This window comes from Pseudomaricurvus hydrocarbonicus (assembly GCF_011602365.1).
Classification (GTDB): domain Bacteria; phylum Pseudomonadota; class Gammaproteobacteria; order Pseudomonadales; family Cellvibrionaceae; genus Pseudomaricurvus; species Pseudomaricurvus hydrocarbonicus.
The window spans coordinates 82,729-106,414 of sequence record NZ_JAAONZ010000006.1; the positions used below are offsets into that span (position 1 = coordinate 82,729).

The 23,686-nt window shown below is 55.8% G+C and carries 18 protein-coding genes; 7 read left to right on the forward strand and 11 right to left on the reverse strand.

Features of this window, described 5'->3' with window-relative positions:
- Positions 1-24: 24 nt before the first annotated feature.
- The 3 genes from G8770_RS10125 to G8770_RS24545 form a co-directional block, all read right to left on the reverse strand.
- Positions 25-1,221, reverse strand: a complete 1,197-nt coding sequence (locus tag G8770_RS10125) for a CaiB/BaiF CoA transferase family protein (protein WP_208022179.1) — start codon at positions 1,219-1,221, stop codon at positions 25-27.
- Positions 1,221-2,444 (reverse strand): CoA transferase, encoded by a 1,224-nt coding sequence (locus tag G8770_RS10130; protein WP_167185713.1) that lies wholly within the window; start codon positions 2,442-2,444, stop codon positions 1,221-1,223. Before G8770_RS10130 ends, G8770_RS10125 begins: the two co-directional genes overlap by 1 nt.
- A gap of 123 nt (positions 2,445-2,567) precedes the next feature.
- Positions 2,568-3,539: an enoyl-CoA hydratase-related protein gene (locus tag G8770_RS24545; RefSeq protein ID WP_208022180.1), complete on the reverse strand. Its 972-nt coding sequence runs from the start codon at positions 3,537-3,539 to the stop codon at positions 2,568-2,570.
- A 361-nt stretch (positions 3,540-3,900) separates the two neighbouring features.
- Between G8770_RS24545 and G8770_RS10140 the strand changes: the two genes are divergently transcribed.
- Positions 3,901-4,962 carry an AraC family transcriptional regulator gene (locus G8770_RS10140; RefSeq protein WP_167185716.1) on the forward strand — a complete coding sequence of 354 codons (1,062 nt, stop codon included), beginning with the start codon at positions 3,901-3,903 and terminating at the stop codon, positions 4,960-4,962.
- Positions 4,963-5,002: 40 nt separating this feature from the next.
- Here the strand turns inward: G8770_RS10140 and G8770_RS10145 are convergent, their stop codons facing one another.
- A complete protein-coding gene (locus G8770_RS10145) occupies positions 5,003-7,093 on the reverse strand; it encodes a hydantoinase/oxoprolinase family protein (RefSeq protein WP_167185719.1) in 2,091 nt (696 codons plus the stop codon).
- A complete protein-coding gene (locus G8770_RS10150) occupies positions 7,090-8,937 on the reverse strand; it encodes a hydantoinase B/oxoprolinase family protein (protein ID WP_167185722.1) in 1,848 nt (615 codons plus the stop codon). Before G8770_RS10150 ends, G8770_RS10145 begins: the two co-directional genes overlap by 4 nt.
- 378 nt (positions 8,938-9,315) lie before the next feature.
- Here G8770_RS10150 and G8770_RS10155 point away from each other — a divergent pair, with 378 nt between their 5' ends.
- The 4 genes from G8770_RS10155 to G8770_RS10170 all read left to right on the forward strand — a co-directional run bounded on the left by G8770_RS10155 (position 9,316) and on the right by G8770_RS10170 (position 13,516).
- Complete coding sequence (locus G8770_RS10155) at positions 9,316-10,410, forward strand: MarR family winged helix-turn-helix transcriptional regulator (RefSeq protein WP_167185724.1); 1,095 nt, start codon at positions 9,316-9,318, stop codon at positions 10,408-10,410.
- Position 10,411: 1 nt separating this feature from the next.
- Complete coding sequence (locus G8770_RS10160) at positions 10,412-11,230, forward strand: sterol desaturase family protein (protein WP_167185726.1); 819 nt, start codon at positions 10,412-10,414, stop codon at positions 11,228-11,230.
- A 294-nt stretch (positions 11,231-11,524) separates the two neighbouring features.
- Positions 11,525-12,298: an SDR family NAD(P)-dependent oxidoreductase gene (locus tag G8770_RS10165; RefSeq protein ID WP_167185729.1), complete on the forward strand. Its 774-nt coding sequence runs from the start codon at positions 11,525-11,527 to the stop codon at positions 12,296-12,298.
- Between the two features lie 126 nt (positions 12,299-12,424).
- Positions 12,425-13,516 (forward strand): aldo/keto reductase, encoded by a 1,092-nt coding sequence (locus G8770_RS10170; RefSeq protein ID WP_167185732.1) that lies wholly within the window; start codon positions 12,425-12,427, stop codon positions 13,514-13,516.
- A gap of 103 nt (positions 13,517-13,619) precedes the next feature.
- Here the strand turns inward: G8770_RS10170 and G8770_RS10175 are convergent, their stop codons facing one another.
- From G8770_RS10175 to G8770_RS10200, 6 genes are all read right to left on the reverse strand, one after another.
- Positions 13,620-14,525 (reverse strand): acyl-CoA dehydrogenase family protein, encoded by a 906-nt coding sequence (locus G8770_RS10175; protein WP_167185735.1) that lies wholly within the window; start codon positions 14,523-14,525, stop codon positions 13,620-13,622.
- A complete protein-coding gene (locus G8770_RS10180) occupies positions 14,525-15,661 on the reverse strand; it encodes an acyl-CoA dehydrogenase family protein (protein ID WP_167185738.1) in 1,137 nt (378 codons plus the stop codon). Before G8770_RS10180 ends, G8770_RS10175 begins: the two co-directional genes overlap by 1 nt.
- 842 nt (positions 15,662-16,503) lie before the next feature.
- Positions 16,504-17,388, reverse strand: coding sequence for a replication initiator protein A (locus G8770_RS10185; protein WP_167185741.1), 885 nt, complete (start codon positions 17,386-17,388; stop codon positions 16,504-16,506).
- Positions 17,385-17,852, reverse strand: a complete 468-nt coding sequence (locus tag G8770_RS10190) for a hypothetical protein (protein WP_167185744.1) — start codon at positions 17,850-17,852, stop codon at positions 17,385-17,387. Before G8770_RS10190 ends, G8770_RS10185 begins: the two co-directional genes overlap by 4 nt.
- Positions 17,853-17,864: 12 nt before the next feature.
- Positions 17,865-18,887 carry a ParB/RepB/Spo0J family partition protein gene (locus G8770_RS10195; RefSeq protein ID WP_167185747.1) on the reverse strand — a complete coding sequence of 341 codons (1,023 nt, stop codon included), beginning with the start codon at positions 18,885-18,887 and terminating at the stop codon, positions 17,865-17,867.
- A 149-nt stretch (positions 18,888-19,036) separates the two neighbouring features.
- Positions 19,037-19,963, reverse strand: a complete 927-nt coding sequence (locus G8770_RS10200) for a ParA family protein (protein ID WP_167185750.1) — start codon at positions 19,961-19,963, stop codon at positions 19,037-19,039.
- Positions 19,964-21,451: 1,488 nt separating this feature from the next.
- Between G8770_RS10200 and G8770_RS10205 the strand changes: the two genes are divergently transcribed.
- Both G8770_RS10205 and G8770_RS10210 read left to right on the forward strand, forming a co-directional pair.
- Positions 21,452-22,414, forward strand: coding sequence for a hypothetical protein (locus G8770_RS10205; protein WP_167185753.1), 963 nt, complete (start codon positions 21,452-21,454; stop codon positions 22,412-22,414).
- A 375-nt stretch (positions 22,415-22,789) separates the two neighbouring features.
- Positions 22,790-23,494, forward strand: coding sequence for an SDR family NAD(P)-dependent oxidoreductase (locus G8770_RS10210; RefSeq protein WP_167185756.1), 705 nt, complete (start codon positions 22,790-22,792; stop codon positions 23,492-23,494).
- Positions 23,495-23,686: the final 192 nt, after the last annotated feature.

A 23,686-nucleotide genomic window follows, 5' to 3' on the forward strand; every position in this document is an offset into this window, starting at 1 on the left:
CCGATGCCCTGGTTAACCTCGTGTTTATCGGGTTACGCCAGCGGCGGCCAATTCCTGCTGCTGTTGCTCGGTCAATCCCAGTATCTCACCCAGCACATAGTCATTGTGTTGCCCCAGTGCCGGAGCATCATCGACCACCGACGCCATACGGGACATCTTCCACGAAGGCCCTAAAATCGAACGGGACTGCCCGTGCTGATCACTGACTTGCTGATAAAACCTCCTGAGCCACAGCTGCTGGTTGGCAATCAGGTCCAGAGAACTCAGGCTCTTGCTGGCGGCCACGCCACACTGTTGTAATTGTTCGGCCAGGCTCTCGGCTTTTTGGGTTGAGGTCCAGGCGGACACACGCGCTTCGAGTTCATCTTCACGGGCTTTGCGATCGGCCAGACTCGCATACTCTGCCAGTTCGGGCGCCTGCATGGCGTTAACCAGCCTCTGCCAGGCGACATTGTCGGTCACGGCAATACTGATCCACTCGCCGTCCTGACAAGGAAACACACCGTGAGGCGCCATTTCTGCATGGCGGTTGCCATCGCAGGCCGCCACCTTGCCATTGAGTGTAAAATCCATCACCGCATCGCCAATCATACTGGTCATGGATTCCACCGCGGACACATCGATAAACTGCCCTTCGCCCGTGCGACGACGGTGCAACAGTGCCACTGTGGTGGCAAACGCCGCGGTGGTGCCAAAGGTGGAATCGGCGTAACGTATGTTCATCCCGGTCGGAGCTTCGCCCTCGTAACCCACCAGACTGCTCAAGCCACCCAGTGCCGCAAAGCACGGGGCATAACCGGTTTGGTAACTGAGCGGGCCTTCGCTGCCGTACATGCCCATGGACACATACACGATGTCAGGGTTTACCGCTTTCACCTGCTCATAGCCTAAGCCTAAGCGAGTGACCGCTCCGGGCCGCAGGTTTTCCACCACCACATCGGCTTCGGCCAGCAAGTCGAGCAGCAATTTGATGCCCGCCTCGGTTTTCATATCAATCTGTACGCTCAGCTTTTGTGGATTGACCGCTTTAAAGCCCGGCGCATTATTGATGTCATCCACGCCGTAAACCCGCGTCACATCCAGCGAACCCAGACTCTCCACCCGGATCACTTCGGCGCCGAGAAACGCCAGTTGTTTACCGGTGTAGGGGCCCGCCCAGACTTTGGTCAACTCAACCACCCGCACCCCTTCTAACGGTCCGCCGCGCTTCATCGTACTCATCAGGTATTCCTCTCCGCGGTGGATCCGTTGGCCAGTATTTCAGCGTTAAGCTCTCCCAACACGACGTTATGCTCACCCAACAAAGGCGCTGGTGATTTCAGTGTTGCCGGTGTTTTACTGAGTTTGTAAGGCACCGTGGGGTAATCAACGGCGCCCAGCACAGGGTGATGCAGTTCGGTAAAAAATTCGCGGTATTGGTATTGTGGCGATGACAACAAGTCAGCGGGGTTATTCACCGGCACCAAAATCAGGCCCAGGGTTTGCGCGTCCTCGGCGACCTGGGCCTTGTGCTGGGTTTTCAGCCACTCACCCACATGCTGTCGGCATTCTGCCACCCGCTCTGGCGTACAGTCACGTTCCAGCCAATTGCCCGGGAAATCTTCCATCCAGGCTGGCGCTCCCAGCATTTTTGATAAGGCTTCCCAGTGCGCGGGTGCCGACATCCAGATATACACAAAGCCGTCGGCACAGGCGTAGATGTCCGCCGGGCCATGCAGGTCGTAAGCGGTGCGATCGTTGCTGACGTTCATGTCACCGGCAATCATCTGCCCCAACACATAGTCCGCACGCGAGGCCAGCACCGCTTGCGTGGAAATATCAATGAACTGACCCAGCTGCGACGTTTCACGTTCAAACAATACCGACACTGTGCACATGGCAGCTTCCAGTCCGGCTTCGTAACTGGCGAGAAACCGCCCCGCCCCTTTGAGCGGCGGGCGGCTGATCTGCGCAGCACTGGGCGTGTGAAAACCCCAGCCACTGCTGTGAAACACATTAAGGTCTTCTGCGTGAAGTGGTTGCCCTGACTCAGGTTCAGATACAGACTCCGCGCCAAAGGGCGTTATGGAGCACACCACCAAACGCGGAAACTTTGTTGCCAGGGTATCCGGGTCAAGCCCGATACTTTTTAATCCGTCTACCGGGCGATCCGTGATCACCACATCGACCCGTTGCAGCAACTGGGTTAACGTGGTCAGCCCCACGTCCGTGTGGACATCCCAAGCCACAGAGCGCTTGTTGGTATTAAGGTAGGCAAACAGTCCGCTGCGTTCCGGGTCTGCGCCTGCTGTCGCCAACGGCGCCATACGCCGGGTCGGACTGCCGTTCACCGGGTCTTCCAGTTTGATAACTTGCGCACCAAAATCCGCCAACAGCTTACCGCAGTATTCTCCGCTCACGCTGTTGGTCAGTTCGAGGATTTTCGTTGCTGTTAATGCAGTCACGTTCAACGTTTCCTAATCACTATCAATACGCTTGCGATTCACGCTCAAGCGTTATGTCTGTTTATCATTGCCGCTCATCACACGTGTGGGTAACACACGTTCACCGATCACGGCTGCTTGCGGTTAAGGCTTCTTGCGGTTAGAGCCCTGCAAACGCCACTCGGGGGGGTATTCCATGTCCATATCCTTGACCACGTTGTTAACCCCCTTTTCAAACGTCTCTGCGCCAAAGGCCACATCCGTCGATCGGTCATTTTTCACCACCGGCAACAGGCCTTCCACCAGTCCGGTGAGCATGCTGCCCATGTATTCGCCGCGATGCTGCTTGTAAAGTTCAATGAAGGTTTTCTGGATCTGCACCACATCGGTGGGGCGGGTACGGGCACAGCCCATGGCGTATTTTTTGGTTTCTTCTTCCAATTGCTCCAAAGGCACCACGCTGTTGATGAAATTGCACTTATCCATTTCCTCGGCGGTGAAAGGCCGGCCGGTAAACAGCATTTCGGAAAACTTGCGCAGACCGATGGTTTCAATCCAGGTCCACAGCCGCGGTCCCCAGCCGACGTAACGGAAGGATGGATGACCAAACAAGGTGTCATCGCTGCTGACTACGAGATCCGCATCGGCCGCCTGGTAAAAATGCCAGCCGTAGCAGTAGCCTTTGGTTTCCACGATGCTGACTTTTTTGAATTCCTGCAGTGGGCGATTGCCCGCCGCCGCCTTGGCGTAGTGGTCGGTCATGCCGTGCAGAAAGCGGAAGGAATCCCTCGGAGGGTATTTGACGTCAGGATCATCTATACCGAACTCGTGCAACAGGGAGATGTCTTCGCCGTCACCTTTGTAGAAATCCGCCTGTTCCGGCAGATCACCACCAGTGCCGAAATGCTTGCCCTCGCCGCGAATCACCAGCACCTTCACCTCGTCGTCGATGTTGGCCTTGAACACCAGTTCGGCATAGTACTGGCGCATGCCGGCGGTGGTGGCGTTGAGACTGTCCACCCGGTCAAAGGTGATGGTGGCAATGCGGTTGGCAACGTCTTTTTCGTAGCGAATCCACTGCTTGGCTTCGGTTCTCATTTCTTCGAGCGTTTTCACGTTGTTCTCCTGTTCGCTGTAATTCAGTTTTGCTGTAGTTCGGTTTTGCTGTAGTTCGGTTTTGCTGTAGTTCGGTTTCGCTGTAGCTCGGTTTCGCTATAGTTCAGCTTTTTATAGTCCGGCTTATTTGTGGCCTGGCTTATTAACCGTTCGTTTTTATAATTCGGCTTATTCGTCACTGCACAGACCCAATAGCGCTTTATTCTCTGTTACTGCGACGGGATAGATCCTTCAAGCTAAGACAACAATGTTGTACACTTGCCAAACAACTTTAGCCACACATAATAACGACAGTCCAGTGGCCTCGATTCACTGGGGCTGCCACCGGCATCCCCGGTACAGCAAGCGAGGTACTCCGATCATGGGCGACAACCACTTTTTCACACTTGATGGCCCCCTGGATTCCATGCCCCTGGAACACCAGATGCGCTGTGCCAACCTCTCAGGTTTTGCCTACCTGACCGAACAGATCGGCAAGGACCCGCGGCAGATTCTGGAGCGCCACAACATCGATCCCTGGCTGGCCCGCGATCCCGACAACCACATTGAGTGCCAATCGCTGGTCAATCTGCTGGAGTACTGCAGCAGCTCCTTTAATGACCCCACCTTCGGGTTGCGGCTGGCCGAGTTACAACAACCGGATGTGTTCGGTTGCATCACCGCCCTGTGTCGCTCATCGTCCCGGGTGCGACAGTCCATTCAGCGTTTTATCGAGTACATGCCGGTCGTGCATTCCCCCACCATCCAGCTGGAGCTGGTGGAAGGAAACGATATTGCCGAACTCCGCTGGGGGGTCCGCAATAACCTGGGCATCAACGACCAGGCCAACTACCAGGCGGCGGTGCTGATCATGAAACTCCTGCGCCAGATCGGCGGACTCAGGTTCAAGCCCAGCTACATCAACCTCTCGGTGGACATCCGCTCCAAGGACATCCCGATACTGGAGAAAAGCCTCGGCTGCCACTTCAACAAAAACCGCACCGATAACGCCATTGCCTTCCCCCGCGCCTTGCTGGAAAGACAAGTCCCCAGCGCCAACAACCTGCTCTCCAGCCTGCTCGGTGGCTATCTCGACCAGGTCAAAAAAGCCTCTCGCAAATCCAACCCTGAGCGGGTTCAGGATTACGTGCGCGGTGCCCTGCAATCCCACAACTGTTCAGTTGAACGCTGCGCCAGAAAACTGGGCATGTCCGTGCGTACCTTACAAAGCCAGCTGTCCGATGCCGGCCTGAAATTCTCTGACATTGTGCAGGACCAGCGGGTTGAGCTGGCCAAGTCTTATCTCACCCAGGAGCACCTGACCCTGGACGACGTGGCCGCCAAACTCGGTTACGCCGAGCAGTGCAGCTTTGGCCGTGCCTTCAAGCGCTGGACCGGTCAGACACCCAAGCATTACCGACTGAGCAACAACCAAGAGGCCTGACCTCAGCGGCCTGACAGAGACGCCTCACAATCGAGGTATCTCACAACCGAAACATTTCATAGTCACCCGCGTCGTCAACGCGAGCCGTCCACCCGGGGTACACAACAATGGTGGTAAAGGTTTCCGCAATGATCGCCGGGCCGGTGACCACACAGCCCGGTACCAGATCGCTGCCCCGGAACACCGGGGTTGGCTGAAAGCCTTCGCCCAAATTGGCGCGACGGGTTTTCGGCGGTGTGGCTGTCACCGCCGTGGCGTTAAAGCCTTGCGAGACGATGGGTGCAGGGGTATCCACCGTGGTCTTCAAGCGCACGCCGATGATTTCCGGCAACTCCCCTTCCCGCACATGACCGAATTCCTGCATGTGTCGCTCGTTAAAGGCCGCCAGGGCTTTGGCCCCGAGGCTGTCATCGACAAAAGACAGGTCATCCAGCCCCGGCGCACTGTGCATATCGAAGGTCAAGGCCCAGTTTTGGCCGCGGTAGCGCATGTTTACCTGATAGTTGGCGCTCACCTTATCCAGCGAAAAATTGGCGTCAGCAAAGTATTTCGCTGCGCGCTCACCCAATTCCTGCCAAAGGGTTTTCAGCTTGTCCAGGTCCGGCGCTTGCGCTGAACAGGTAAAGGAGCGCTCTTCGTCGATGCTGGGCTTGGCCACCAGTGTGCCCAGCGCCGAGAAAGTCGGCGAGGCTTTCGGCACCAGCACTTTGCGAATGCCCAAGGCATCGGCGTGAACCGCGGCAAACGCCGGTCCGTTGCCGCCGTAGGCCAGCATCACCATGTCTTTCGGGTCGATGCCCTTGCCCGCAGTCGTGCGCCGCACCGCCTGAATCATATTGGCATTCACCAAACGCCAGCAGTCAAAGGCGGCGTCCTCCGGACCGTAGTCCACACCCACGACAGCATCCATGTCATTGGCGATGGCCTGAAATGCCTCGCTAACGCCTTCCGCACTCAGCGAAAAACTGCCGCCGGCAAATTCGGCATCCACCGACAGCATGCCCAGCATCAACAGGGCATCGGTCACCGTCGGTTGCGTCCCGCCCTTACCGTAGCAGATCGGGCCCGGTTCAGACCCGGCCGAGGCGGGCCCCACCTGAACCTCTCCGTTTTTCACATGACAGATAGAGCCGCCACCGGCACCCAGGGTTTCCACCTGCACCATGGGCACGCCCACCAGATTGCGGTGATGCATGTTCCAACCGGCCACCGCCGGCGCAGCGCCATTGAGCACCAGAGACATGTCGTAAGAGGTTCCACCCATATCCACACACAACAGGTGCTCGAAACCCTTGGCGCCTCCCACATGCGCAGAACCGATCACGCCACCGGCCGGGCCAGAGGCCAGCACCCGGATCGGTGACCCTTCGATGTATTCTTTGGTCATCACGCCGCCGCTGGCCTGCATCACCATCAACTGGTGGCGATAACCGCCCTCCTGCAAACGCGACACCAGTTTTTCCAGATAGTCGGTGACCCGTGGTGCCACATAGGCGTTGACCACCGTGGTGCTGGTGCGATCGTATTCTGGCGAGCGCGGCAACACCTGATGGGACAGAGACACCGGCACACCGGGCAGCTCTTCGGCCAGGATTTCCGCCACACGCAATTCGTGGACGGGACTCACAAAAGAAAACAACAGCGACACCGCCACAGACTCAACGTTCTGCTTTTTCAGGCGACGACAGGCTTCCCGTACCGCGTCTTCGTTGAGGGCTTTGTGCACCGAACCGTCAAACAGCACCCGCTCAGGAACGGTCAAACGACGACGGCGCGGCGTGATTGGCTTGGGCGGTTCCAGACGCACATCCCAGATGTCTTCTTTAAACCCCCGGCGGTATTCCACTTCATCGCGAAAACCTTCGGTGGTGATCAGACCGGTGACGGCGCCGTTCATTTCAATCAGGGTGTTGTCCGCCACGGTGGTGCCGTGAACAATGGCGTCACACTGACCGAGAAAATCGCTTAACGTCAGGCCTTCTTTCTCGGCCAGGGTCTGCAGTCCGTTCATCACGCCCAGCGAACGATCCGCCGGCGTACTCAAATTTTTATGCAGGATCACCTGCTCGCCTTTCAATAAGGCAAAATCGGTGAAGGTGCCACCAATATCAATGCCTACTCGATAACTCATTGTCCTGCACCCCGAGCCGTCTCGGCTGATTTATGCTTTGTGATTGCGGCTTTCATGGCTTCTCTTAATTTTGTCGTGGCGACAAAATCCACCTCAAGGTCGTACTCTTCCAGTGTGCCCGTCAGCACCACGCCGTACTTATCGCGCGCGGCGCCGAGACTGACGTATTCGTCCAACACATCCTCTTTTACCGCTTCCGGATCGCGCAGACAGGCTGGTCCAAAGCCGGCACCACCCCCGTGTTGGTAAGCGATCACTGCGTTTGCAGGCAGCTGGGCACTGACCGCCAGATCAATTTGGTATTCATTGGGCGTGCCCACTTCAAAGTGGTTGGTGTAGGAGCTGCCATCGTCTCCACCACACATGCCTCTGAGCGGATGCGCCGCCGACACCATCCACGCCATGGCCGAGGTGGGCTCCAGTACCTGCTTCACATTGAGGCTGCCAGGCTGTCCACGCCACTGCCCGGCACCGCCGGCGTCGGTGGTCATTTCCCGACTGAGGTTGATGATCGGAAAACGGCTCTCGGCATCTTCGGCCTGGGATAGCAACAGATTACCCAGCGCCGCCGGGCAGGAGCCCCAGCCATCAATGCCTTGCACGGCGGAGACATCCATGGAACGAGCATCCACCCCCTGATCCATCCACATCCCGTGTTGATCAAACCCAATCACCGCGTTGGGCATACCGATTTTATAGACTTGCGGTGCCGCGCGGCCGGGTACCAACTCGGACAAAGCCACACACACCGCCTCGGTGATTTCACAGGCGGGGTGGAAGGAACCCAGGGCCGCCGGTTTATTCGGTGGCGGATGGGCAATGCAGTTTTCCGGGATGATGATGTCGACGGCGTTGAACAGGCCTTCGTTCTTGATGATCGCCGGATCCACCATGGCCGCCAGCTGGGTCATGATGTAGCCGCGGCTGTTGCCGAAGGTGTTCCAGACCCCCACCAGCTCCTGACGGTCGTCGGTGCCCGTGAGGTCTACGGTGAGCTGATCCCCTTTGATGTCGCAACTCAGGTGCACCTTGATGTCTTTGGTGCCCTGGGTGTCGTGATCGATAAACACCGTGGCCTCGTGGGTACCATCGGGCCAGTTGGCCACCTCTTCCCGGAAGCGGGCTTCGGTGTGCTCAATGTTGTAATTCACGGCCGCTTTCACCACGTCCGTGCCCCACTTGCGAATGATCTCCTGCAACAGGCGCACGGACATTTGCACGCCACTGATCATGGCTGCCAAGTCGCCGGAAAAGGTCGCAAAGCGGTTGTTGCGCTCAATCAGCTTGATGATGTCTTTGCGCTTTTCACCGCGATGCACCAGCTTCACACAGGGAATGGCCAGCCCTTCGGTAAAAATGTCGGTAGCTTCCAGCGTAAAGCCGCCGGGGTCCTTGCCGCCGGTGTCGCCCTGATGCGCCTGCAGCGCCTGAACCAATACCAGTTCGCCGTGATCGTCATACACCGGCGCATAGACGTTATAGTCCGGCAGGTGACCACCGCCGTAATCGGGATCGTTACCGAGAAACACATCGCCCGGCCCCCAGTCATAATCGTCCAGGTTTTCCAGGCCGTAGCGCACCGTCAACTGCGTGACAAAGGTCAGGTGCGGCGTGCCGATGGAGCCCAGAGCCAGGCGACCATTGGCATCAATGATACTGGCATTACGCTCGTTGGATTGATTGATGATGGGCGAGGACGCTGCACGCCCAAGGTGAGTCGCGGCCTCAAAACACACAGTCTCAAGCGCCCCACGAATGATACTGGCGGTGACGGGGTCGACCTCCGCCGCTGTGGGCAGGGGATCGCGTCTGGCAGCCAGTCTTTTGTTCAACTCAAACGACATGAAAGCATTCCTGTTTATTGTTATCGCTTTGCAGCAGTGAACCCGGCCTCAAAGCATCGAATTCACTTGAATCATTAGCATTGAATTCAGTCTACACAGAAGCCCAACCCCAATTCCCGACTGGTCGTGTGAATCTATATACAGATGACGCAGATTTCTGAGCGAGCCCCGCCAGCGTCGATTGAGACGAGGACACCAGCCGTTCAGAACACCATTTACCCCCACCCTTGCTGGCTTTACCCGCCTCAAATGGCTGCCCTAACGATTTACCGATCCTCCCTAAATCGACCTAACCCACTGAAATAAAAGAGCTATTTTTTCAGCCTGCGAAAAGCCTCAGAGCGGAAAGTAAAATTTAGTAAACCATGATTGACCTTTATGACAATTATTGACTACTATTACCCCATGAACGCAGGCAGCACACCCAAACTCAGCGGATCGCCCGGTATCAGTCATGGCCTGATTGCCCATTTGATGGTGGTCACTCACTTTGTGGTGAAAGACACGCTGGACAAGCTAACCGCCAGCAACCGCTACCCGAAGCTCAGCATGACCTATGAGCGCTATATTCCGGTGTTGGCCGAGCGCGATATCTCGCCGGGCGAGCTGGCCGCCAGAGTTGGCAGCAGCAAACAAGCCTGCAGCAAAGTGATTAAAGAGCTGGAGAAGCTGGGCCTGGTTGAACGGCGTCAAAACCCCGAAGACGGCCGCTCCAGATTACTCTCGCTGTCGGACAAAGGGTGGCAGTTACTGCAAGACGGTTCCCGTGTGACCGCCGAAGTGCAACAGGGGTTGGCCGAACAACTGGGCAGTGAGCGCATGGATCAGATGGTCCGTCTGCTCGAACAAACCTGCCAGGGGTTGGGCATCGAGCTGCGTTCCTACCCCGCACTGGAACGGTTGTCCGATGGCATCGGCCACGGCAGGCCTACCCGATTGAACATCTTGCTGCAGGCACTGACCACGCACCTGCGGCAGGCCCTGCTACAGGAAATGATCAGCCAGGGGTTTGAAGGCCTGCGCACAAATGTTGGCCAGATTCTCGGCATGATCAGCCGTGAGCCAAGACGGATTCAGTACATCGCCTCGGTCATCGGCATCAGCAAACAGGCGGCGGCGGTAATGGCCATCGAGCTGGAAACGCTCGGTTACCTGATCCGTGAAGCCGACGCGAATGACAAACGGCAGATTGTTTTGCGCTTGTCGGCACAGGGAGAACGATTGGTACAGGAATCCATCACCCAGGTCAGGGCGCTGGAAAAAAAGATATCGAGGTTACTGGGCGAAGACGCCTATGGGCAACTGGAAGCGATACTGGCAGATCTCTACAACCAGGTCGCCTATCAACTGGATGGCGCGAGTCTCCCCCAAACCATCAAAACAATGACGGATTTTTTACTCAAAAAACTGGGTGTTGCCGGGACACGATCACTGGCTCAACACCTGATGACGATAACAAGAGGTTACGCTTAAAATGGACACATCAATTTTTTCCACCCTGGTTGCCGAGTACGAAGGTTGGTTGTCGCTGATCATGGCTGTCTGCGTGATGGGTATTCCCATGCTGCTGAGTCAGGTTCTGAGCCGATTCGGTGGATTCAAAGAGATTGCCGATCTCAACCAGACCGTGGTGGATCAAAAATCGAAAAGGACCTACTGGACGGAAAACCAGACCTGGAACAAGAAGTGGGGCTCGTTTTTTATCGCGATCATCTACCTGTGTATCGTACCTTTCGTCATCACCACAGATTCTCAGGCCTGGTGGCAATACTTTGTCGACATTTTCGTCATCCTGATGGTGTACGATTTCTTTTACTATATGACCCACCGTTTCCTGTTCCACAACGGCGGTCCACTGGTATGGGTGCACGCGGTTCATCACCAGCAGAAGAACCCCTGTCGCCAGGATTCCAGCTACATCCACCCACTGGAAGTAGCCATGGGTCTGGGCCTCTATGTCGGGACGGTTTTCGGTCTGAGCTTTATCATGGGTGATTTCCACATCATCACCTTGATCCTGACGTGGATTGCATTCTCTGAGATCAACCTGCACAACCACGATCGCCAGGACAGTGACCGCTTCCCGTTCAAATACCTGAAGTATGCCTCTGACATGCACCACGTGCATCACTCGCGCTTCACCAGCGGTAACTTCGCCACCATCTCGCTGCTCTACGACTGGATGTTTGGCACTCTGGACACCGGTAATGGCTGGGGCAAGAACAAGAGACCAAGCCCGGCCAGCACCAGCGCCACTAACAGTACTGCAGGCCAGGCCAACACCACCGCTTAAAGCCTTCTCCCCGACAGCCCCTGACTCCCCGAGTCAGGGGCTTTTTTAGGCGCTCAAAAAATCCACGAGCGCCGGCGATACCGTAACCCCCAATGCCCCCCACAAGGCCTGTGCACGCCTTCAAATCCCCCCGAGTAGACCAAAACTGACCCTTCTAATGACCCTGTCTGCAATCTGACTTCCCAAACCCCGTCCAATGCCCAGCTGCCCCGAAAATCCTTATAAGATAAACCCTGTTGTGCCACTTCACAGGCAGTTCAATACCAATAAAAAATAATCGAAAATGAGGTTCACATGGGAAATTCTTCAAAACCGGTCGTCATCATTACCGGCGCCAGTGCCGGTATCGGTGATGCCATCGCCCGTCGCTTCGCCGCAGGTGGCTGGAATCTGGTGGCCGTGGCACGACGCCGGGAACGGCTGGAGCAGCTCGCCAAAGACTTGCAGGGCGTGGCCGAAGTAGCCATCGTCGCGGGCGATGTCACCGATCCTCAAATACCGGAGAAAGCCGTGGCTGCCGCCATGGAGACCTTCGGCCGGCTGGACTCCCTCGTCAATAATGCCGGTGCCGGCAAGTGGGCGCCGGTTAAAGATACCGATGACGCCACACTGGATGAAGTGATCGACACCAGCCTCAAGGCGCCGTTTCGGTTTGCCCGCGCGGCACTGGGTAGCATGCAAGCCGGTTCCTCCATCATCAACATCGGTTCGGTCTTCGGGGTTTTGAGTGGCATGGCCGGTGGCGCCTACTCCACCGTCAAGGCCGGTCTGATTGGCATGACCCAGGCACTGGCAGCCGATTACGGTGCCCAAGGTATTCGTTCCAACCTGGTAGCCCCGGGCGTGATCCGCACCGACATGACCGATGACTACTGGGAAAGCGATTACTTCCAGCGCACCAACCATGAATTAACCCCTTTTGATCGCGAAGGCACCGCTGCCGACGTGGCCAACACCGTGTTCTTCCTCGCCTCCCAGGAAGGCAGTTACATCAATGGGCAGACCATCGCTCTGGACGGTGGCTGGTCCACCACCAAATACCTGTCACCAGAAGCACTATCGAGATAAAACCTATTCCTTGTCCACTGATCTGGCTGCCCAGGCAGGTCAATGGACAAGCCTCCACCCACAGCGCCTGCGGCCAACGGTTGGTAAGTGCTCACCACATGGGACCCGGTCCCCGAGAGAAAAACCATGTCGCCCACATTGGATAACCCTCAGCCTATCTTCGCCACCTCGCTCGATCACTACCGCTTGCTGGGCCGATCTGGCCTCAGGGTATCACCACTCTCCCTCGGAACCATGACCTTCGGCGTAGAAGGTTGGGGCACCGATTACGCCGAAGCCGAGAAGATCATCAGTCGCTACCGGGAACTGGGGGGTAATTTTTTCGACACCGCTAACTTCTACGCCAATGGTGACTCTGAACGCATGCTGGGTAAATTGCTGCAGGATCATCGACAGCAGTCCGTGATCGCCACCAAGTTCAGCCTCAGCATGAGGCCTGGCGATCCCAATGCCAGCGGCAATCAGCGCAAGAACATGGTACAGGCAGTGGAAGACAGCCTGCGTCGCCTGAACACGGATTACATCGACCTGCTGTACCTGCACCTGTGGGACAATCGCACCCCGGCAGAAGAAATCCTGCGAGCCTTTGACGACCTGGTGCGCGCCGGCAAACTGCTTTACGTCGGCATTTCCGACACCCCGGCATGGCAGGTGGCGCGGTTGCAAGCCATTGCCGATTTGCGCGGTTGGGCGCCGCTGGTGGCGCTGCAAGTCCCCTACAACCTCACCGAGCGCACGGTGGAGCGGGAATTTATGCCCATGGCACAGGAAATGGGCTTGGGTGTCCTGCCCTGGTCCCCGCTCGCCGGCGGGGTGCTGTCCGGTAAATACCGCCGAGCCGACCTGAACAGCAAGACTCAGGACATGAGCTCGCGCAAGAACATTAACCTGGCAACGGGCAGACTCACCGAGCGAGCGCTGGATATTGCGGATGTCGTGTGTGCGGTGGCGCAAGAACTGAATCGTTCAGCGGCGCAAATTGCCCTCGCCTGGACACTGCTGAATCCGGCGGTAACCTCACCGATCATCGGCGCCCGCACCTTCGAACAGTTTGAAGACAATGTCGCAGCACTGGAGGTTCAGTTTACGGCACAGCAGATTGCTGGTTTAGACGCGGTCAGCGAGATAGAGAACTGCTTTCCGCACACGTTGATCGATACCCCAACCGGGGAGATGATGCAGGGGAATGTGAAGGTCGAAAAACGGCACTGGAGCTGATCGTTGCTCACAACAAAAAAGGCGAACCGGGTTGAACCCGGTTCGCCTTTTTATGATGTTTAAACACTCAGGCACATGGACAATCTGAGTGTTTAAAACCCCGTTACTCGAAACAGGCTGCGGCCACCACTTGCGCCTGACCACCGCGACCACCGAGCTCAGACATCAGGGCCTTCATGCGATAGGTCCACAAGTGCAGGTCCATTTCCAGGGTCATACCCATGGCGCCACTCAGCTGATGCATGTCGTACACCAGCCGTGTGGCGCTGTCCTGTGCGTGCAACGCGGCCAAAGCCGCATCACCGGCATCACCGGACCAGGCAGCCTTGAGGGCCAGCCAGCGCACGCCGCCGGTCAGTACCGCGCATTCCGCCAGGCGGTGACGCAGTGCCTGGAAGACTCCCAGAGGACGGCCAAACTGCTTGCGCACACTGACGTGTTCGACAATGGAATCCAGCGCCGCTTGCATCAAACCCGCCATCTCGGCGGCCAGAGCCACGCGCATCCAGGTTTTGACGGTGCTGGCGACGTCATCGGGCAAATACTTCACCTCCAGCGATTCGGTCAAACGCCCCATGGGGTAGGCAAACAGCGAATCCGGTATGGCTTCCACCTGATCGGCGGTCGGATGGGCAATACCGACCTTGTCGTCGTCGATGATGATCAGGGTTTTGGCCGTGGCCACAAAGCGACCTGGGCGGCCCTGTTCGATCACCCCGAAGGGGCGCGGCAATTCCATGTCCAGATGTGGCCGCACCAGCATGGACAGAGCAACTTCGGCGGTATACGGCAGTCGCGCCAGACGCTCGACGGACACCGCCGCTGACAGAGCGCCCATTTCCGGAATGGTGGCGATGTCGAAGTAACCACCCTCTTCCAGCTCGCGATCCAGGTCGTCACTGACCAGGGCAAAGCCGTGAAAATCCACAGGTGACGAGCCAAACTGCTCGGCCAGTTTTTCTATGGCGCCCTCTACGGCGAGCTGATCTTCGTTTAATGACAGATCCATCAGCGTGCCTCCCTCGGCAATTCCAGGAATTGAGTGGCGATGATGTTCAGCTGAATTTCCGCTGCACCGGACGCGATGCCGGCCACAATACCGCGCTGATGGTGCGCCAACAACATCGGATGGACGCCACTGATGGCTTCAGGTACATGCTCAACCACAAACTCGCTCACCAGTCGTTCACAAATGACCGTGGAGAAACGCCCAACACTGGCCTCGGGTCCGGCCTGAATGTTTTTCGCACGCTTGTCGATGATGAAGTAGCTGTACCAGCGTGCGGCTTCGCAGGCGGCGTGGGCCTTGGCAGCCTGATCGACCGCAGCGCCGATAAAACGACCTTCCTGCTTTAGCAGAGCCACTGTATCGCGCAGGGTCTTCGACGCCAGAGAGAAACGCGGGATCCCCACACGTTCCAGAGACAGTACCTGGCCGATGATTTCCCAGGCCTGGCCTTCTTCGCCCAGGCGCCACTTCTCGTGAACCTCGACATCATCGAAGAACACTTCGTGAATGTCTCCCTCACCGATGATCGATGGAATATCGCGCACCGTGATGCCTGGTGTGTTCATCGGCACGAGGAAGATGGAAATGCCATTTTTACCTTCCGAGGTACGAGCGAGCAAGAAACAGGTGTCCGCATCGCCTGCGTAGGAAGTCCAGATTTTCTGACCGTTGATCTTGTAGCTGTCGCCGTCTTTCACCGCGCGGGTTCGCAGACTGGCCAGGTCAGAGCCGGATTCCGGCTCTGAGAAGCCCTGACACCACAAGGTTTCACCACGTGCCATTGGTAGGATGTGGGTCTGCTTTTGCAGCTCGGTCCCGAACAGCATCAGAATTGGGCCGATCCAGTTCACATTCATGTACTGACCACCGCGTGGCTCTCCGGCCATCCACATCTCTTCGGCAAGGATGAAGGCTTCCCAGGGGTCTGCGGCTCGGCCTCCCCACTCCGTGGGCCAGTGTGGCACCAGCAGGCCTGCTTGGGACAGTTTTCCACAAAAGTCCCTGGCAAAGGCCGTCTGTTCCCTGGAGGCTGGACCGTGGGCGATATGTTCCCAATTTTCGGGGAGTGTCTCTCTGATAAAGGTTCGGATCGATTCTCGATACGCCTTTTGTTCTGTATTCCAGTCGAAATTCATCAGGCATTGAATCCGGTTGGTTAGTGTGGATGAGATTATACGCGTCTGTAGTAGTGCGCTGTTTGTCGCTGTGAGCACCCTGAATTACCTTAACAGGAAGCGTGTTCTCTACGACTTGGAATTTCAACGTATTTTTATCTTTATTTATTCCAGAAACCCGCTTTTTTCAGGAGATTTAGACAGATTAATCAGGTTTTAGTTATATAAACGTTAATAGAACCTAAGTTATAGAGAGTTATATAAAGTTATACAGTTACAGTTTGCGCAGTCCTTACTGCACTAGGAGTGTAGCGCACTTGCGTGTTCAGTCCCCCGAAGTGGTGTGGTTAAACTCCCGACTAACCGTGGTCAATGCCCCGAGCGTTCGTGTTCAAAACCTCGTTTGGTGTGTGGTCAGAACCCCGATGACCGTGTGTTTCAAATCTCGGCTCTATGCACACAGATATGCACCGTTTTCTGGCGATTTATCCACAGCGTGCACCTTTGCAATGTGTGTTTAAAACCCCGAAGGGGGTAATTTCGAAAAGCATACGGGGTGTGTTTAAAAGCATACGGTAGCCTTTCCAGAAGCAACCTCCATTGTGGTCGTTATTTGCACAAATCCATGACGTAGGTGAAGCCCGTGTGTGGTTAAAACCCCGAAGCAGCGATGGAGGTGTGGTTAAAAACCCGAAGCGAATGGATAAAGGCGTTTAAAAAAGCGACTTTTTAGGGGGAATTTAAGAGGTTTTTGGGGCCATTTGGGCTTGAGCTGCCTAAATAGCCCCTGAGAGGGAAGAAATTGCTTTATTTGGGGGGGAAATAAGCTCTTACGACGGGGGCGAAGGGCTGTGTAATGGGGGTCAGGGTGAAATTTCGCGTACGGATTCTCTGAGACTGCCGTCCAGATCCTTCATCACGATCAGCTTTTCGATGGTACCGCTTTCTTTCGCACTTTCGTATTGAAGACAATAGTCCGGAACACTTTGTTTTTTGATGACGTCCTTTATTTTGCGGCGAAACTCACGCAAAGGGGACCTTACCCCAAATTTTCGCCAGAGCTTTTCCAGACCGATATCCCACATCGGTTGATTGCCACAGTGTTTGCGGCAAATCTCATAAAGCCGGCGATCGTAAGGTGAGCGCAAGCCGAAGTATTCCCGGTTGTAGGTCAAAATATGATTGTTGGCCACTGCCTGGTAGAGTTGCTCCGAGATCACCACCTCGAAATATTCCAGCCGACCATTTTTGTCGGTGACCGCAGCGCCGTAATCAATCAGACCGAACACTTCGCCTTTGGACTTCTTGCTGCCGTTCGGGTCATTGATGTTGGTTCGGAACACGGTGCCTCGCAGTCGGGCCAGGGTATCACCGATGGCCTTATAGGCTTTGCCATCGGTTCCACGTTTGGTGGTCATCAGATAATCGTAAGCCGTAATTTTTACACGCCGGGTGGTTGGGCGGCCCCGATTGGCCGCTTCGGCGATTTGACCAAAGGAGTAGATCAACAGGTCTTTGTCATGAATGGTGGCCCGTCCATCGGCGGAGGGGATCACTTCGATCCAGTTGCCGGTTTGCGTGTTTTCGTAGCGGAATTTTTCCCGGTCCGGTTTTGAGCTGATGGCAAAAATCGGATATTCCATGGAGCTGATGTCGCTCTTGGGGGCGACATCAATAATGTCCGCCACAAACAGGTCAAGCTGATCGGTGGCCGGGAGTTGTGTGGTGGTTGTCGAAAGCGAGGTCATGCGGCACTTTCTCCCTGGCCCTTGCCCTCTGCTTCTTGTTGCGCGCGGCTCTGCTCATCTGCCTTGGGTAAGCCTGTCTCCTGAGGAGACAGCTGCATCCCTTGTTGCGCCATAATGCGCTGGATGATCGCAGTGCGAATCAGAGCACTGCGGTCTTTGCGGGTATCTTCTTCATCTTCGATGCGACCTAGACTGGTGGCGATGTCTTTGACCAGGTCTTCACTGAGGGCAATGGGAATGGATTTGGTGGAACCCGGCACAATGAATTCTTCTGCGACCAAACCGGGAAAATCACCACGATCGATCAGGTTGACGATGGCTTCTCCGATCCAAAGCGAGCGCTGCTTTTTATTGTAACCTTCTCTCAACATGACCTGATCCATTTTGAGGAGCATGCCAGCAGGGATTCGCAAGGTGGTCCTGACCGGCCCTTTGTTTTTTTGCGGGGGGGTAAATTTCGCCATTACTGCTCTGCCCTACTGTTCTGCTCTGTCACTGAGGGCTTCCAAAGCGGCCGCCAGTTGTGGTTGTTTGTTGAGGTCGTAATCATCCAGCAGTTCCTGCGCATTGAGCTGAATCGCGGCCGCCTGTAGCAGCTTGCTCAAACCGCGGGTGTTGGCGTGGCGCGCCAGCTTGATGGCAGGCTTGGTTTCCCGCACGGCGCTTTTGTCTCCATTGATTATGGACAAGACCTGTTCTTCGGGCATTTGTGCCAGTTGGGCGGCGCGCTTGAGATCGGTGATCTTGCCTTTTTCGACCGCCATCACCAGCGCTTTGTTGGGGTACCTCAACACAGACAGATAACGCTGTGCTTCGGCGCGGCTGCGACCGATGATTTTACTGAGTTTGGTGACCGAGGTTTTTTGAACGCCCTCCCCGGCTTCCAGCAATTTTTTGACCCGGTCCATTTTTTCCCACAAGTTCATGTTTTCGCGATGGACATTTTCTTCCCATTGCAGGGCGTCTATCTCGTTGCGGGCGATGTTGTTTTGCTGGATACGGGCGGCAATATTGCGGGCGCCGAGCAGGATATGCGCCAGAAAACGCCGTTCACCGGCGATCAGGTGAAACTGGCTTTCATCCTGCCAGACCGTAATGGGGTTGATCATTCGTTCCGGGGTTTTCAGCGCGGCGGCAAATTGCGCGATGGACAGCACATCCCCCAGCGCTTTGCCGCTGAGCCCGCTCTCCTGCGTGAGTAATTCGGCGTAGTCTTCCAGCCAATCACTGGGATCCTCGGAGGACAGTGCGTCCAGGTCCATGGGGAATTTGATCGCCAGTTCTTTCACTTGGGCCTGGTTAACCGCCAGTTTACGAGGGTTGTCCGGGTCGGTGGTGATGTAATCGATCGGGATGGTCTTGGTCAGCACCCCTTTCACTTTCTGGGCGGTTTCAACCTGCGCTTTGGCTGCGCCGGCCCATTTCTCGGCATTCTCGGTATTGCTCTCAGAAATGATGCTGCCGGTGCCTGCGCGCTTACCGCCAAATTTTTTAGCCATGTCCTCTGTCCTTTCTGTGGGTGTCTCCTGAGGAGACACCTGCTCGGCGTTGTGGTTGGACGCTCTTTGTGAAGTGTCTCCCTGGGAGACACTTCTTTAGTCAGTGATACAGTCAATCAATATCGAATCAATCACTGCCGAATATTGGCTCAGGCTACGGTAGGTGCAACTGAGGCAAAAATCTTGGCGAGTGTGTATTGCCCGACTTCTATACTCTTCTGTTTGGCCGCATGCCCCGCGCTGATCTGAAAGATGCTGCGTGGCGTGATGCCTTTCAGGTCACGTTCGGGGAAAGCGGTGGACTGCGGCAAAAAGATGTCTTCGGGGAACATGATGTTGCCCAGTTCTTCCTGCAGCATGCCCAGGGTTCCACGGTGGATGTTGGTGTTGGCTCGGACTTTGTTTGGGCACAATCCGGTCAGTACCAGTTGATCCTCATCATCCCGGGAGAAGTTCTCCGACTGGATCACCTGCAACATGGCGTTGATACCCTGCAGACTCTTTTCCTCGGGTTCGAAAGGGATGATGGCGTGGGTAGCGGCCCGAACGGCGGCCCGGAAAATAGGGTTCCGGCTGGGGCCTGTATCCAGGATGATCAGGTCGTAGGCGTCGACCACCTCCTGCATGTGCAGGAAGTCACCCAGTCGGTTGATGATTTCCGTGGCGATTTTGCCGCTGGCGTTATCAAATTCACTGTTAATGCGTTCCAGCAGAGCCGGGTGACCGACCATGATATCAACGTCGGCCTGGAAAGCGTTGTCTTTGTTGATGAAGGTATTGTGTGGCAACACCGCTTTGCCAAAAAAGATGTCCGCGATGCTGGAGCGCTCTTCGAGATCGACGTCGCCATCGTAGTCCGGGTGAACGGGGGGCAGTTGTCCGCCTGTCGCCTGCGGCGCAGTTTCCATGCCGACCCAATAATCTGAGGAGTTGCACTGCATATCCAGGTCAACAACCAGAACATCCTTTTTCTCGTAAATGGCTGCGTATTCTGCGATGACACTCGCCACGGTGGTTTTTCCCACACCACCTTTTTGGTTCAGCACAGCCAATATTTTTCCCGAATAGTCGAACATACGGACTCTCTCAGTTGGTAAAAGATATACGGCTGTAAATATACAGGTATTATCATGCGGTGCAACCGTATGCTTTTATAAATCCGCCGCTTTGCACAACCTTGTTGTGCCAACCACGCGCTACGGAATCATTTCGCCATGTTTGGGCAGGGAATTTAGGTTTGCGGTTTTTCTGGGTGTCAGCCTGTGGTGGCAGAGCACGGTGGATTGGTTTGGTGTCTCCTCAGGAGACAGGAGACAGGAGACAGGAGACAGGAGACAGGAGACAGGAGACAGGAGACAGGAGACAGGAGACAGGAGACAGGAGACAGGAGACAGGAGACAGGGCGGGGCAGTGATGGCGTGTCTCCCTAGGAGACACCGATGTGCATGTTGGCAATGAGAGCGCATCGTCGTGCGGGAAGTGGCAAGTGTCGACCATCGGCTTCTGGGCCAGACGACCGCAAAATTCTGCCGCATGCGAAATGTCGAGACGCGTTAGGACCGTCTATGTTGGGACTGTCTGTTAAAGCCTGCGGTGTCACGTCAGCAGTGAAGATGGGCGCGCGATGGGACGTTGCACGATAATCGGGCTTTGTATCAAAGGCCTGGCTCCTGGCTTGGCCGTCAAGATAGAAAGGGCGTGGTAAAAGCTGGCGTGCTGTTTGGTTTCCCATGCCACTGATGAGACCCTGGTATGGACGCATTGATCCGTTCAGGTGATGTCTCTCGGTTGACGTCGTGGGTCGTGGGAAAAGCCAGTACTGCCTCCACATCATTGCCAATGCATTAGTGTTGCCACCGCAACTGATAGGATGAGCGTTGTTAGGCGTTAACGTAAAAATGACTGGTACGTGACAAGGTGCTTTTGAGGTCAGGCAATGCTGCTGATCGGTCTGTGTGATTGTGCGGTGTTGTCCAAATCATTAAGGTTGTAGGAGGCGCAAGACTCGGTGTTCACTGGATGGGGATGGGTGCGTTACCCATGGCCGAGGCGGGGCCCACAGGCTTGGTCTGAGAGGCCGTTTGTGAGACCTGAAACTGCGGTTCTGCTCGTTGAGCCTTGTTACGAGGGGCCACGCTTTTTATGAGTGTCTGCTGCATCACGCCAGACTACTTTTAAAGTCAGAGGAGTTTGGCGGCAGACGTTTGGCCAGCGTTCAGGTATTTATAAGAATGTCCTGGAAAGCAGAAAGCAGAAAGCAGAAAGCAGAAAGCAGAAAGCAGAAAGCAGAAAGCAGAAAGCGACAAGTAGGGAGGTTCTACACTCAGGCGAGTTTAGTGGATGCTGAAAGCTTTGAGTGTCTCGAAAAGACGTGATCGGGTGTTTAACCACAGCGCTTCTGCCGATAAACCGCAAGCGAGACAATCCCTCGCTCACGGCGTCGGGGGAGGGGGCTGACAGGCTCTTTGGCGGGCCTGCTCGAGCAGGGTCTCGGCTGTGTTCCTTTTTGTTCCCTAAGCGGTTAGGATGGTGCCTCAAAGGGACCGCAGGACAGTAATAATTAGATGCCGAAAATCAATAAAATCAATAAGTTACCAGGCTTTAAAGTGATTCAAATACCCGTGGGCGAGTGTGAGCTGGCTCCCTTCTACCCTATGCCAGAAGTTTCTGAGGCAACCGCCCAGTTGATTGATGACCAGCTGCAACATGCGGCCGAGGGCATTGCGCCTTTTTGGGGGATTGCCCGGGACGGACTGGCTCAGGTTTTTTTGGGGGCTTTCCAACTGGATGCGCTAAAGCGGCGCAATCGGCATTCTACGATTCCACTAAGAGTAGGGGAGAGTGAGCATTTCTCACCGGCCGAGATTGCCCGGTTGATGTTGTACCCCAATCACGCCTACCCGGAGAGTGATATGGTCTTTCGGGCCCGAGTGATCGAAGGCTTGAAACAGTCGTTTGCGCTCAGTGACCGTCACTTGGCCGATTACACCGGCAGCAGCCGGCCGTCTATTGCCAACGCCCGGCGTTTGTTGGGCTTGCAGCCGCAAGTTCTGCAGGCGGCCCAACAGGGCAAAATCTCCTACACCATCGCTCGGGAATTATTAACCCTACCGGCTGGGCGGCAAGTGACTCTGGCCGAGGAGTTCAGTCGCAAGCTGTTGTCGAATCAACAGATGCTGGCCCGGATTCACGGTCATCTCTCTGTGGATGACGAGGTTCCCGTCAACTCCGTGGCCGCTTCGGCACCGGCTCCGCAGAAGGTGCCCGTGGAAAAAAGCAGCGATACCCTGCGCTATGAAAAAATGATCTCCGAGGCCATGGGTTATCCCATCGATATTCAGGAGGGGCAGGGCGGTCACGGCAAATTGGTGATATCACCGTTTGATGAGGCTGGTGCATCTCACGTGGCCCAGCAGATACCGGCGGATATCTTTCGCCGCAGGGCCAGGCTGGTGCTGGATTATGATTCACTGGATGAGCTGGATGCTATGCTGGCAAAGCTATTTCCGCCGGAAGAAGAGTTTTAACGCTGCAAGAAGCTGCACGGAGCGATGGCTGTGTTGCCCGAGGGTGTTTTTTCTCCATGAGAATTGAAACCAGAGTTGAAACCCATGGGGCTGAACGGTATAACCTCGCACAACACATCAGGGCCGTGGTGGTCCAGGTGCAGTGGCTTGTGCCGCTGCTCTTTTGCGTTGGGTGGCATGGGCGCTGTCTCTGAACCTGGCAGGTCAGCAGCTCGGACGTTAACAAGCGTAGCGACGATGTGAACAAGCAGGATCCACGGCTATGACAACAACATTTAACAGCTTCACAAATTAAGGGGAGTCGCATGAAAAAAGTAGCAGTGATCACGGCTATGACAACAACATTTAACAGCTTCACAAATTAAGGGGAGTCGCATGAAAAAAGTAGCAGTGATCACGGGCGGTCGAACGGGGATTGGTCGTGCGACGATTGAACGTTTTCAGGGGCAGGGATTTCAGGTGATTAATCTCTCACGCAAACCGGCGGGTATAGACGGTTGTACCAGTCTGATTGCGGATTTCTCTCACCCGGATTGGTTATCCGCGGTGGAAAAGCCATTAAAGGAACAGCTGAAAGGTTGTGAGCAGCTGGCCATCGTGCATAACGCCGGAGTGCATGTGAACGATCATGTGCTGGAAATTGAGCCGGAAGAAATGCGCCGCTCTCTGGAAGTGAATGTGGTGGCGCCGGCGATCCTCAATCGTTTTCTGGCACCGTATCTGGTGCCGGGCTCGGCAATTGTGTACATCGGCTCTACCCTGAGCGAAAAAGCCGTCTTCGGTTGCACGTCTTATGTCACCGCCAAACACGCGGTGGTGGGGATGATGCGCTCCACCTGCCAGGACCTGGCCGGTCGCCAGGTGCACACTGCGTGTGTTTGCCCGGGGTTTACTGATACGGATATGTTGCGCGAGCATGTGGGCGGTTCAGCGGAGGTTCTCAAGGACATTGCTTCCGTGTGCACCTATAACCGGTTGATCGAACCGGCAGAAATAGCCGACACCATTTATTTCTGTGCCACCAATCCGGTGATTAACGGTGCCGTGTTGCATGCAAATCTGGGGCAGGTTGAGCACTGAGCCTGTGCAAGCCCTGAACGGTTAAACGTCCATCCTGTGTTGACGAAGGGAAGAACCCGGCTGCACGCCGGCGGGCGCCCGTATCGCTCAACGAGCTTAGGCTTCTTGGCGCGAGAGTGACTGCCCATCAGGGCTCAATGGGCGTCGATGTGGTTGGGTTTGATTGGAACGGGTACTGGGTAGGCTTCATCG